At 66.0% G+C, this 12,530-nt stretch carries 9 protein-coding genes; 4 read left to right on the forward strand and 5 right to left on the reverse strand.

All coding sequences use genetic code 11. The annotated features are described in order from the left end of the window. Positions 1–173 precede the first annotated feature (173 nt). Complete coding sequence (locus ABE093_RS09460) at positions 174–851, reverse strand: HAD family hydrolase (RefSeq protein WP_430760644.1); 678 nt, start codon at positions 849–851, stop codon at positions 174–176. A gap of 117 nt (positions 852–968) precedes the next feature. Between ABE093_RS09460 and ABE093_RS09465 the strand changes: the two genes are divergently transcribed. From ABE093_RS09465 to nagA, 3 genes are read left to right on the forward strand one after another with little or no spacing between them, the layout of a single operon-like run. Further along, entirely contained in the window at positions 969–1,712 is a 744-nt protein-coding gene (locus ABE093_RS09465) for a GntR family transcriptional regulator (protein WP_430760645.1), read from the forward strand. Positions 1,713–1,743: 31 nt separating this feature from the next. After that, positions 1,744–2,787 (forward strand): SIS domain-containing protein, encoded by a 1,044-nt coding sequence (locus tag ABE093_RS09470; protein WP_430760646.1) that lies wholly within the window; start codon positions 1,744–1,746, stop codon positions 2,785–2,787. Positions 2,788–2,791: 4 nt separating this feature from the next. Further along, positions 2,792–3,922, forward strand: a complete 1,131-nt coding sequence (gene nagA, locus ABE093_RS09475) for an N-acetylglucosamine-6-phosphate deacetylase (protein ID WP_430760647.1) — start codon at positions 2,792–2,794, stop codon at positions 3,920–3,922. A gap of 4 nt (positions 3,923–3,926) precedes the next feature. Here nagA and ABE093_RS09480 read toward each other — a convergent pair whose 3' ends face one another. After that, positions 3,927–4,559, reverse strand: coding sequence for a ParA family protein (locus ABE093_RS09480; RefSeq protein WP_430760648.1), 633 nt, complete (start codon positions 4,557–4,559; stop codon positions 3,927–3,929). Between the two features lie 217 nt (positions 4,560–4,776). Between ABE093_RS09480 and ABE093_RS09485 the strand changes: the two genes are divergently transcribed. Continuing rightward, entirely contained in the window at positions 4,777–8,421 is a 3,645-nt protein-coding gene (locus ABE093_RS09485) for an indolepyruvate ferredoxin oxidoreductase family protein (protein ID WP_430760781.1), read from the forward strand. Positions 8,422–8,650: 229 nt separating this feature from the next. On the opposite strand, the gene ABE093_RS09490 is transcribed toward ABE093_RS09485, so the two are convergent. The 3 genes from ABE093_RS09490 to ABE093_RS09500 form a co-directional block, all read right to left on the reverse strand. Continuing rightward, the gene (locus tag ABE093_RS09490) at positions 8,651–9,496 is read right to left on the reverse strand and encodes a murein L,D-transpeptidase catalytic domain family protein (RefSeq protein ID WP_430760649.1); all 846 of its coding nucleotides are present in this window, start codon (positions 9,494–9,496) and stop codon (positions 8,651–8,653) included. 91 nt (positions 9,497–9,587) lie between these two features. Beyond that, entirely contained in the window at positions 9,588–10,499 is a 912-nt protein-coding gene (locus tag ABE093_RS09495) for a L,D-transpeptidase family protein (protein ID WP_430760650.1), read from the reverse strand. 108 nt (positions 10,500–10,607) lie between these two features. Next, positions 10,608–12,518: a M61 family metallopeptidase gene (locus ABE093_RS09500; protein ID WP_430760651.1), complete on the reverse strand. Its 1,911-nt coding sequence runs from the start codon at positions 12,516–12,518 to the stop codon at positions 10,608–10,610. Positions 12,519–12,530: the final 12 nt, after the last annotated feature.

Raw genomic sequence — 12,530 nt, forward strand, 5'->3', positions numbered from 1 at the left:
GCCGGTGGCGGTTTTTTCGCTCTTTACTAAGAAGCAACAACACGCGCGCTCAGTGGGTGGCCAGTCCGGTAAGCGGGCGTTGCGCCGCATGGATGCGGCGCACGAGCCTACATGGACGTACTGGCGGCGTCCCGCGCACCGGATCTGGCTACCCGCTGAGACAGCGCGTGCGATTACGGCCGCGAGCAGACCTCGTCGATGTGGTGCAGCAGGTCGGCGGGATCGTCGTAGACGCGGAAGCCGCCTGCGCGCTCCAACTCCTCGCGGCCATAGCCACCACTGAGCAGGCCGATGCCGAGTGCATTCGCGCGCTGCGCCGCCAGCAGGTCCCAGATGCTGTCGCCGACGACCAGCGCGTTGCGGATATCCACGTCGAGACGCGCCGCCGCGGCGAGGAACAGATCGGGATCGGGCTTGGCATGCGCGACCATGTCGCGGGTGATCACCGGCACCTTGTCGGGATCGACCCCGAGCGCATCGAGATTGACCTTCGCGGTTTCCATGCGTCCGCTGGTGGCGATCGCCCAGGCGATGCCGGCCTCGTCGAGATAGCGCAGCAATTCGACTGCACCCGGCAGCGGTCGCACCGCGACCGGTTGGCGCACGTAGGCCGCGGCATGCAAGCGACGCAGGCGATCGAGGCGGTCCTCGTCGAGTTCGAGGTCGGTTTCACGCAACAGCATCCGCGCGAACAGTCCGCCGCTCATGCCGATCTTGCGATGGATGCGCCAGACCGACAGCGGGATGCCTTCGGCGTCGAGGGCCTCCTTCCATGCCATCACGTGCTGGTAGACGCTGTCGACGAGGGTGCCGTCGAGGTCGAACAGGAAACTGGTCCGGGCGGCGCGCATCTGGACTCCTGATTTGTCGCGATAGATCATCCTAGCACGAATCAGACCAATCAAATACCAATTGTCACAATACGGCCATGATTTGCCATTTTGGTATCTCATTGGTATTGTTTCTGGATGGAGCCCTATCTCGCCGCCGAATTCCAGCGCCAGCGCGACGCCCGCCGGGCGCCGGCCTACCAGCACCTGCGGCGGACCCTGCAGCACGCGATCGAGAACGGCGAGCTGGAGCCGCAGCAGGCCCTGCCCGGCGAACGCGATCTGGCGAAACTGCTCGATGTCTCGCGCGTCACCGTGCGCAAGGCGATCTCGGGACTGGTCGCCGAAGGCTTGCTGGTGCAGCGCCAGGGCGCCGGAACCTTCGTTGCCGAGCGCATCGTCAAATCGTTCTCGCTGCTCACCAGCTTCACCAACGACCTGCGCGCACGCGGCCTCGATCCGCGCTCGCAGGTGATCGAACACGGCATCGGCGAAGTCACGCCGGAAGAAGCGATGGCGCTCAACCTGTCGCCCGGCGCGCTGGTGGTGCGCAGTTACCGCCTGCGCACCGCATCCGGGCAACCGCTTGCACTCGAACGCACCACGGTGCCGCAATCGGTGCTGCCCGATTCCGCCGAAATCGGCCTGTCGTTGTACGAAGCCTTCGCCGCACGCGGCATCCGTCCGGTACGCGCATTGCAGCGACTGCGCGCGATCGCCTTCGATGCCGAACAGGCGCGCCTGATGCAGTTGCCGGAAGGCAGTCCGGGATTGTTCATCGAACGCCGCGCCTTCCTCGCCGATGGCCGCGTGGTCGAGTTCACCCGTTCCTTCTATCGCGGCGATGCCTACGACTTCGTGGCCGAACTGCACGCCGAATGATTCCACTTTCTTCATTTCCGAATCGAACCCGATGACTCGACTGCCCGATCCCGACACCACCCAGATGCACGCAGAGGCCGCGGAAACCGCCGACGCCGTGGCCCGCCAGTTCGCCGCCAACGCCCCGGCGATCGAGGCGCTGGTCACGCGGCTGCGCGCGCAACCGCCGCGCTTCATCGTCACCTGCGCGCGCGGCAGTTCCGACCACGCCGCCACCTATGGCAAATACCTGTTCGAGACCACGCTCGGCCTCGTGACCGCATCGGCTTCGCCGTCGGTGGGATCGGTCTACGCGGTCGCGCCGAAACTGGATGGCGCACTGTTCATCGCCATCTCGCAGTCGGGCAAGAGTCCCGACCTGCTGCGCAACGCCGAAATCGCCAAAGCCGCCGGCGCCATGGTGGTCGCGCTGGTCAATGTCGCCGATTCGCCACTGGCCAAGCTCGCCGACACCGTGATCCCGCTGCACGCGGGACCCGAGAACAGCGTGGCCGCGACCAAGAGCTATCTGTGTTCGCTGGCGGCGCTGCTGCAACTCACCGCGCACTGGAGCGGCGACGTCGACCTGCTGGCGGCAACGCAATCGCTGCCCGACGCACTGCGCGATGCATGGCGGGAGGATTGGTCGTCGCTGGTCGGCGGACTGCGCCTGGCGCGCAGCCTGTTCGTGATCGGACGCGGCCTCGGACTCGCCGCCGCGCAGGAAGCCGCGCTCAAATTCAAGGAAACCTGCGGATTGCACGCCGAAGCATTCTCGTCGGCGGAAGTGAAACACGGCCCGATGGCGATCGTCGGCCCCGATTTCCCGGTGCTGGTGTTCGCGCAGGACGACGACACCGGCGCCAGCACGGCGGCGGTCGCCGAGGAATTCCGCGCGCGCGGCGCGCCGGTCTGGCTCGCTCGACCGGGCACGATCGGCGATGGCGTGCTGCCGCTGCCGCGCTCGCCGCATCCCGCGGTGACGCCACTGCTGACGGTGCAGGCGTTCTATCGCGCCGCCAACGCATTGGCGATCGCGCGCGGACACAATCCCGACGTGCCGCCGCATCTCAACAAGGTCACCGAAACGGTCTGATGCCATGAACGCTCTCGTCTTCCGCAATGGACAAGTCCTCACGCCGCGCGGTTTCGAGCGCGGCCTCGACGTACTGGTCGAAGATGGCCGCATCGTCACCCTCGCGCGCGGCCTGCATGTCGCCGGCGCGACGGTGGTCGATCTCGAGGACGGCTTCCTCGTCCCCGGCTTCATCGATACGCAAGTCAACGGTGGCGGCGACGTCCTGCTCAACGACACGCCGACGGTCGACGGCGTGCGCCGCATCGCCGAAGCGCATCGCAAGTACGGCACCACCGGCCTGATGCCGACGCTGATCAGCGACGATGTGTCGGTGATGCGCGACGCGATCGCCGCCGTGCATGACGCGATCGAACAAGGCGTGCCTGGCGTGCTCGGCATCCATCTCGAAGGCCCATGGCTGGCCGAAGCGCGCAAAGGCGTGCACGATCCGCACAAGTTCCACACCCCTGACGCCTCGGAGCTCGACCTCGTCGCCTCGCTCGGCAACGGCGCCACCATGGTCACGCTGGCGCCGGAACGCTTCGCGCCGGACACGCTGCACGCCCTGGCCGAACGCGGCGTGCTGGTCTGCGCCGGGCATACCGCGGCGACTTACGAACAATTGAGCGACGCCTTCGCCGCCGGCGTCCGTGGCGTCACCCACCTGTTCAACGCGATGACCCCGATGGGCAGCCGCGCGCCGGGCGGCGTCGGCGCCTCGATCGACGATCCCGACAGCTGGTGCGGGATCATCGTCGACGGTTACCACGTCGACGACGCGCCGCTGCGCATCGCCATCGCGGCCAAGCCGCGCGGCAAGATGATGCTGGTCACCGACGCGATGCCGCCGGTCGGCGGCGAACGCGAGGACTTCACGCTCTACGGCATTCCGATGACCTGCCGCGACGGCAAGTGCACCACCGCCGAAGGCGGACTGGCCGGCTCGGCGCTCGACATGGCCGGCGCCGTGCGCAACACCGTGCAACGCCTCGGCCTGCCGCTGGACGAAGCCTGCCGCATGGCCGCGCAATATCCGGCGGAATTCCTCCGGCTGGGCGACGAACTCGGCAAGATCGCGCCCGGCTACCGCGCCGACCTGGTCTGGCTCGATCGCGACCTTCAGGTCAAAGGAACGTGGATCGGCGGGCGCTGATTCCTCAGCGCGCGCGATTCAACCATTGGAGTAAGGGGGCCCAGTCGGCCTGGTGCTCGCGGATCTGCGCGGAGTTGTAGTCGAAGAGGCTGCGACCCAGCCCGGCCATCATCACGTAGCCCTGGCTGTCGCGCAGTTGCCCGACCACCGGGATCGACCAGCCCTGCATCACCTCGACCGCCTGCTGCGAGGCATTGGTCCACGGCCGCAAGCGGTTGGCGACGACGCCAACCGGCACCTTGCCCTTCTTGATCTGCGGATGGCCGGCGAGGTCGTTGAGGAAATGCACGGTCGCTTCGATATCGAGCGCCGACGGGCCGATCGGCACCACCACGGCGTCGGCGGTTTCGAGGAATTCGTCGAGCAGGTCGCGGTGGGAACCGGCCGGGGTATCCACCACCACCCGCTGGGTGTCTTCGGGAATGCGCTTGGTCCACTGCTTGCGGGTGCCGTCGACCGGCAGCACCGCATGGTCGAAATGGGCACGGCGCTCGGCCCAGCGCATCCCGGAATGCTGCGGGTCGGCGTCGATCAGCACGGCATTCTTGCCGTGCACGGCCGCGTGGGCGGCCAGGTTCGTTGCAAGTGTCGTCTTGCCGACGCCACCCTTGGAGCTTGCCACTAGTACGGTCTTCATCCACCAACACCTGTTTTGGGCTCTGCCCGGAGCTTAGCATCGGCCCCGCAAAACGGGCTTTGCCGTTCGCCGCCGAACGGTCGAAAGATCGCGGGCTGGTAAAATTGCGGTTTTCCTGACTGCCCGGCTCCGCCATCACGGCGCGACCGGGCCTGCGCGAGGCACAAGCATGACCAGTACCGCGGAACTTTCCTCCCCCGAATCCGCCAAGGGCACCCTGACCCACGGCGTCAACGACCGCGACTACACCCTCGACGACAAGTACACGCGTACCGAGGGCCGCATCTACCTGTCCGGGGTCCAGGCGCTGGTACGCCTGCCGATGATGCAGCGCCTGCGCGACACCGCCGCCGGGTTGAACACCGCCGGCTTCGTCAGCGGCTACCGCGGCTCGCCGCTGGGCGGCTTCGACCTCGAGCTGTGGCGCGCCCGCAAATACCTCGACAAGAACGGCGTGCGCTTCCAGCCGGGCCTCAATGAAGACCTCGGCGCGACCATGGTCTGGGGCACCCAGCAGACCAACCTGTTCCCGGGCGCCAAGGTCGATGGCGTGTTCGGCATGTGGTACGGCAAGGGGCCGGGCGTGGATCGCTGCGGCGACGTGTTCAAGCACGCCAACGCCGCCGGCACCTCGAAGCATGGCGGCGTGCTGGCCCTGGCCGCCGACGACCACGCCTGCCGCAGCTCGACCCTACCGCACGGCAGCGAACACGAATTCGTCAGTGCGATGATGCCGGTGCTCAATCCGGCCGGCGTGCAGGACATTCTCGAGATGGGCCTGCTCGGCTTCGCGATGTCGCGTTTCACCGGCCGCTGGGTCGGCTTCAAGACCATCGCCGAGACGGTGGAGTCGTCGGCCTCGGTCGACGTCAATCCGTTCGCGCAGCAGATCATCCTGCCGGGTGACGACGAATTCGAGATGCCGCCGGGCGGCTTGAACATCCGCTGGCCGGACCCGCCGCTCGATCAGGAAATGCGCCTGCATCGCTACGCGGTCAAGGCCGCGCAGGCGTTCGCGCGGGCGAACAAGCTCGATCGCGTCGTCATCGATTCGCCCAACGCGCGTCTCGGCATCGTCACCACCGGCAAGAGCTACCTTGACGTGCTCCAGGCGCTCGAATACCTCGGACTCGATGCCAAGGCCTGCGCCGATCTCGGCATCCGCGTCTACAAGGTGGCGATGACCTGGCCGCTGGAACCGCAGGGCATCCGCGCCTTTGCCCGCGGCCTGCAGGACATCCTCGTCGTCGAGGAAAAGCACAGCTTCATCGAGTCGCAGATGAAGGAACTGTTCTACAACTTCGACGGGCAGCGCCCGAGCATCGTCGGCAAGTTCGACGAATCCGGCGAATGGATCCTGCCCTCGACCGGCGAACTGACGCCCGCGCGCATCGCCGGCGTCATCGCCAAGCGCATCCAGCGTTTCCATGATTCCGAACAGATCCGCAACGTGCTGGCGTGGATGGAAGGCAAGGAAGGCGAACTCGCCCTGCCGCGCGCCAACTTCCCGCGCGTGCCGCACTACTGCTCGGGTTGCCCGCACAACTCGTCGACCAAGGTACCGGAAGGCTCGCGCGCATCGGCGGGCATCGGCTGCCACTACATGGTGACGTGGATGGATCGCAACACCGACACCTTCACCCACATGGGTGGCGAAGGCGTGACGTGGGCGGGCCAGGCCAACTTCACCGAGACGCCGCACATCTTCCAGAACCTCGGCGACGGCACCTATTTCCACAGCGGCTCGCTGGCGATCCGCCAGTCGATCGCGGCCGGCGTCAACATCACCTACAAGATCCTCTACAACGACGCGGTGGCGATGACCGGCGGCCAGCCGGTGGACGGCACGCTCACCGTTCCGCAGATCGCCCACCAGATGCTGGCCGAAGGCGTGCACACCATCGCGCTGGTGTCCGACGACATCACCAAGTGGACGCGCCAGCGCTACCTGTTCCCGAAGGAAGTGGAATTCCACGACCGCCGCGAACTGGAAGCCGTGCAGGAACAGCTGCGCACGGTCAAGGGCGTGTCCGTGCTGATCTACGACCAGACCTGCGCCACCGAGAAGCGTCGTCGTCGCAAGCGCGGCAAGATGGTCGACCCCAACAAGCGCGTCGTCATCAACTCGCTGGTCTGCGAAGGCTGCGGCGACTGCGGCGAGAAGTCGTTCTGCGTCTCGGTGCTGCCCAAGGAAACCGAGTTCGGTCGCAAGCGCGACATCGACCAGTCGAACTGCAACAAGGATTTCAGCTGCGTCGAGGGCTTCTGCCCGAGCTTCGTCACCGTCGAAGGCGGCCAGCTGAAGAAGGGCAAGCGCGCCAACGTCGCGCATCGCCTCGAAGACCTGCCGGAACCGCGGTTCGCGACCGATCTCGACAAGCCCTGGAACATCCTGATCACCGGCGTCGGCGGCACCGGCGTCGTGACCATCGGCGCGTTGCTCGGCATGGCCGGACACCTCGAAGCCAAGGGCGCGACGGTGCTGGACCAGACCGGTCTCGCCCAGAAGGGCGGTGCGGTCACCACCCACATCCGCATCGCGCGCACGCCGAATGATTTGCACGCCGTGCGCATCGCCGCCGGCGAAGCCGACCTCGTGCTCGGCTGCGACATGGTGGTGGTCAACGACTACTGGGCGTTGTCGAAGATCCGCGCCGGCCGCACCTCGGTGGTGTTGAACACCTACGAGGCGATGCCGGGCACCTTCACCACCCGTCCCGACATGCAGTTCCCGGCCGCCGACATCGTCGCTGCCGTGCGCACCGCGCTCGACGGCGAAGCCCCGCTGACGGTCGACGCCACCGAACTCGCGACCGCACTGATGGGCGATGCCATCGCCGCCAACCTCTTCATCCTCGGCTACGCATGGCAGAAGGGACTGGTACCGATCTCGTTCGAGGCGCTGATGCGCGCGGTCGAATTGAATGGCGCCGCGGTCGCGATGAACAAGACCGCGTTCGCCTGGGGCCGCCTTGCTGCCGTCGACATGCCGGCCGTGGTCGAAGCCGCCGGCATCGTCCGCAACGCGCCGACCAAGGCCGAAGCGACGCCGCACAAGTTGCCGATGCTCGCGCCGACCGCCAACGAAGGCCACGAATCGGGCCTGTCGCCGACCGCGACGTACTCGGAAAGCGAAATCCGTCGCGTGCCCGCCCACTTCGACGAAGGCGTGGCTTTCCTGCCGCTGGACGATGCCCGCCTGTCGCGTTCGCTCGACGAAGTGATCGCGCGTCGCGTCGGCTTCCTCACCGACTACCAGGACGGCGCCTACGCCGAGCGTTACCGCGGCTTCGTCAACAACGTCCGCGATTTCGAGCATCGCCACGCACCGGGTTCCACCGCGCTGACCGAAGCCGTCGCACGCTACCTGTTCAAGCTGATGGCGTACAAGGACGAATACGAAGTCGCGCGCCTGTACACCAGTGGCGACTTCCAGCGTCGCATCGCCCAGCAGTTCGAAGGCGACGTCACCCTGAAGTTCCATCTCGCGCCGCCGCTGTTCGCGAAGAAGGACGCCAAGGGTCGCCTGGTCAAGAAGCAGTACGGCCCGTGGATGATGAAGGCGTTCAAGCAGCTGGCGAAGCTGAAGTCGCTGCGTGGCGGCACCTTCGACGTGTTCGGCTACACCGAAGAACGCAAGATGGAACGCAAGCTGATCGAGGACTACCGCGCGACCATCGAAACGCTGCTGAAGACGCTCGATGCCGGCAACGTCGGCCTCGCCGCCGAAATCGCCAGCGTGCCGGAACACATCCGCGGCTACGGCCACGTCAAGGAAGCGAACTTCGCCAAGGCCAAGGCGCGCGAAGCGGAGCTGCTCAAGGAATGGAACAACCCGCTGCGCGTCGTGCAGGTGGCGTAAAGCATCGCACGCGCTGGCTTGGCGGGCGCGTGTTGTTGCTTTCAGGAGAAAGAGCGAAAAGCTCCCACCGGCGGCGCCGTGCGGTTCGTCCGCAGTGGCCGACCATACGAGGCATGGATGCCGAGTCGAGCCTCCATGGATGGATTCACGGCGTGTCGGACGCTGCGGATAACCGCTAAAGGCGCACAGCCGGGCGATGCTTTCGCGAAGTAGCTAGGGCAGAGCGCGCTTACGGCGCCGAAGCGGCAGCCATCCGCTGCATGCCGCCACGCAGCGCGCGCGCCGCGGCCACGATCTGGTCGGCACTGCGGCCATCGCAGGCGAACGACTGTCCACGATGCAACCACGCCGCATCGTTGGCGTAGGAGAACAGCAACTGGCGGCCCTTCATGGTGTCGATCACCCGGCGCGCGATGCCCTGGTTCAGCGCCGGGCAGCCATGGCTGCGACCGATGCGGCCCTTGCTCGCCACCATCTCGGGATTCACATACCACGCGCCATGCATCACGATCGCGCGCGAACGGGCGTTGTCGTTGAAGCCGCGTTCGACGCCATCGAGCTTGAGCGAATAGCCGTTGTTGCCGATATAGGTTTCGGCGGTCAGGAACAGCCCGAGACTGGTCTGGTGGCTGTTGTCCTGGTTGGAGAAATGCGTCGCGTAGTTGTCGCCGCTGCCCTGGCCATGGGCCACCAGCTCGCGGAACAGCAACTGGTCATGGGCGACGTCGAACACCCACAGGCGCTTGTCGGTGGACGGCCGCGAATAGTCGATCACCGCCAGCTTGGCGTCCTGGTCGACCTCGCCACTGCGGATGGCGCAGTTGCGCGCTTCCAGTGCCAGCGCCAGCACGCCGGGATCGGCTTCCGGCGCCAGCGTTTCCAGGCGCGCCAGGGTGGCGGCGTTGGGATCGAGCTGGGTGGACGAGGCATCGGGGAGGCGTTCGATCACGCCTTGGGCCGCACGCGCCGGGGGCACGACGACGGCTGACGCGGATGCACCATGCTCGGGGACCGTGGAACAGCTCATCAACGTGGACGCCGCGAGCGAGATGAAGACCGCGTGAAGTTTCCTCATGTGCGTGACAATACACGCACAAGCTCTTGATTTGTCTGAATGCGTAATCGGAAACGGGGCCCGACCCCGCATTCAGACGGCTGGAAGCGGCTCAGCGCGTGGGCTTGGCGGGCGCTGGAGCGACTGGAACTTCCTGATTTTTGGTGTCCTCGGCCGGCTTCTGGACCTTCATCGCCGGGTCATCGATCGGAGTTGGCAATGGTTCAGGCTTCGGGTCCGCAGCCGGTGTGGCTGCGGCATCCGCGGCCGCCGGAGCAGACACCTGATCGGTGCTGTCGGCGTCCGCCTTGGCCTTCTTGCCGGACTTTGCATCGTCCTTTTTCGCCAGCTGCTTGGGTGGCGGCAACACGCCCGGGGAGGCATCGAGGATCGGCAGGCCGCTGACCGCATCGATCGGCGCGTCCGGACCCGGATGCACCAGGTTGTCGAGATCGCCGAGACCGCTGTCCTCGCTGATCACCACGCGGGCGCCCAGCTTGGTGATGCCATAAAGCTTCTCGGCGAAAGCGCGCGGCAGGCGCACGCAGCCGTGGCTGGCCGGATGGCCGGGCAGGCGACCGGCGTGCAGCGCGAGTCCATCCCAGGTGATGCGCTGCATGAACGGCATCGGCGCGTCGTCATACAGGTTGGAATGGTGCATCAGCTGCTTTTGCAGGATTTCGTAGCTGCCGGGCGGGGTATCGCGACCCTTGATGCCGGTGCTGACGGTGGAGACGGCGATGCGCACGCCATTGCGGTACACATGCATGCGCTGTTCGGGCAGGCTCACCACCAACACCACGGGACCGCTCGGCGAGCGGTCGGGCGCCCACGAAAAACTGCCGGGCTGCAGGATCGCCGCATCGGCATCGATGTCCTGCTGGGTCGCCGGAATCGGCACGGCACTGGCCTTGGCCGCCGTCGCCGCCGGTTTGGTCTTCGCCTTGGGCGCTGTCTTCTGGACGTCCGCATGGGCACCGGCAGCAGCCAGTGCCATCGCGATCGCCAACCACCACGTACGCATTTTCATATCCCCGGATATTGCCGTTTCCACGGTAGCAGTCCGTACGTGAATGCCTGATTAGATCAGCCCCACATACGGACCGCTCCGGTGGTCCCCTCCGGCAATAGATTACTTCTTCGGCGAGAAGATGTCCGTCAGATAATCCTGAGTATTGGGGATGCGCTCGAGGGCCGGGTAACGCAGGCCATCGTGGTAGTCGAGGCTGACGTTGCGGTACTGGTTGAAATCCTTGACCAGCAGGCGGATCGGCGCCTTGTCGGCCTTGGCGGCCTTGATCGCATCGCTGAGCGCGTCCTTGCTGTACTCGACATCGTTGACCGCGACGATCGTGTTGCCGGTGCCGATGCCGGCATTGAAGGCCGGGCTGTCCCAACGGGCTTCGCCGACCTTGCCGTCCTTGTCCAGCGCCAGGCCGATCGAATAGACGAAGTCGCCACCGCCGCCGCCACCGCGACGACCGCCCGCCTTGGCGGCGGCATTCGGCTCGTCCTTGTAGACCAGCTTCCAGCCGGTGGATTCGATGGTGTTGGCGAACGGCACGCGGCCGTCGAGGCGATCACGCAGGTAACTCGCCCAGTCGTACGGCACCACGCCGTTGAGCGTGGCGACCACGTCTTCGAACTTGTAGGTGTTCTGCTTGCGCCATTCGCCATCGTTGACGCCGAAGAAGGCCTTGGCGAAATCGTCCAGCGACTTCTGGTTGTTGGTCTTCTGGCGGATGATGGCGTCCGCGCCCAACCAGATCAGCTGGCCGGCGGAATAGTAGTCCTCGCTCATCTGGTAGCCGCGATACGGCTTGGGACGGCGCTGGGCGATGGTCGGATCGTTGGTGGTGTCCTGCACGCTGCGCCACTGCAGGCCGGGACGGTTGTCCTGGTAGGTCGCGACGACCATCGCGAGGGTGTCGCGCGAACGATCCAGCGGACGCAGGCCGGAACGCGCGGCCAGCACGTTGCCCCAGTACTGGGTCTGGCCTTCGTACACCCACAGCAACGAATCCTGCATCGGCGTGTTGAGGTTCGGCACCCACAGGTCGGCGCCGCGGCGGTACTTGCCGTTCCAGGAGTGGGTGTATTCGTGCGGCAACAGGTCGTAGCTGCCGTCCTTCTCGTTCCAGTCCTTGAAGTAACCGGTGTCGACGCCGTTCTCGCTGGAACGCTGGTGTTCCAGGCCGTTGCCGGTCAACTGGTCGGACAGCGAGAACAGCAGGTTGTAGTGGTCGTAGTGCTGGGCGCCGTAAAGCTTGAGTGCCTGGCGCACCAGCTCCTTGTGCTGGTCGAGGTGCTTGGGCTTGGCGACCAGCATGTCGGGCGCATCGGCAACGACGCTGAGATGCACCGGCACCTTGCTGCCTTCCGGCGTCAGGTCGTAGTCCTTGGCGTAGCGACCGGCGAACACCGGCGAATCGACCAGGATGTCGAACGGCTCCTGCTTGTAAGTGACGACGTCGCCAGCCTTCGATGCGACATCAAGCGCGGTGAACGCGGTCCAGCCCGTCGGGTAACGCACCTTGGCGACGAACGGAATGCGCGCACCGTAGTAACCGGCCGGATACAGCAGCACGGTGTTCCACTTCAGGTTGAGCAGCTTAGGCGTCATCTGCGCGCCGCCTTCGGCGCTGGTCGTCGGCGACAGGTACTGGTATTCGGCAGTCACGCTGGACACGCCCGCCGGCACTTCGACATGGAAGGCGTAGACGTTGGCGGGATCGCGCTTCCAGGTCAGGCGCTTGCCGTTGGCGGTGAACACGAAGCCGGCCATCTTGTCGATCGGGCCGCTCGGGCTGTGCTGGCCGGGAATCCACTGCGAATACAGCAGGGTCAGGGTGCCCTGGCTGGCGGGAATGACTTCCTTGACCTTGAAGATGCGCTGGGAAAGATCGGTGGCATCGACTTCGATGGTGACGGGGCCACCGGGGAAATCGACGTCCTTGGGCTCCGGCACCGTCTGCGCCGAGGCGAGGGCGGACGCGAGCGCGAGGGGGAGGATGGCGAGGGCGGGCAGGCTGCGACGCAACATGGATGAGAGGCT

This window comes from Solilutibacter silvestris, from assembly GCF_050574925.1.
GTDB classification, from domain to species: Bacteria; Pseudomonadota; Gammaproteobacteria; order Xanthomonadales; family Xanthomonadaceae; genus Solilutibacter; species Solilutibacter silvestris_A.

Coding starts and splice junctions, on each gene's coding strand:
- ABE093_RS09495 (WP_430760650.1), bottom strand. CDS start 10,499: ATGCGTACGTGGTGGTTGGCGATCGCGATGGCACTGGCTGCTGCCGGT.
- ABE093_RS09480 (WP_430760648.1), bottom strand. CDS start 4,559: ATGAAGACCGTACTAGTGGCAAGCTCCAAGGGTGGCGTCGGCAAGACG.
- ABE093_RS09460 (WP_430760644.1), bottom strand. CDS start 851: ATGCGCGCCGCCCGGACCAGTTTCCTGTTCGACCTCGACGGCACCCTC.
- ABE093_RS09470 (WP_430760646.1), top strand. CDS start 1,744: ATGACTCGACTGCCCGATCCCGACACCACCCAGATGCACGCAGAGGCC.
- ABE093_RS09490 (WP_430760649.1), bottom strand. CDS start 9,496: ATGAGGAAACTTCACGCGGTCTTCATCTCGCTCGCGGCGTCCACGTTG.
- ABE093_RS09465 (WP_430760645.1), top strand. CDS start 969: ATGGAGCCCTATCTCGCCGCCGAATTCCAGCGCCAGCGCGACGCCCGC.
- nagA (WP_430760647.1), top strand. CDS start 2,792: ATGAACGCTCTCGTCTTCCGCAATGGACAAGTCCTCACGCCGCGCGGT.
- ABE093_RS09500 (WP_430760651.1), bottom strand. CDS start 12,518: ATGTTGCGTCGCAGCCTGCCCGCCCTCGCCATCCTCCCCCTCGCGCTC.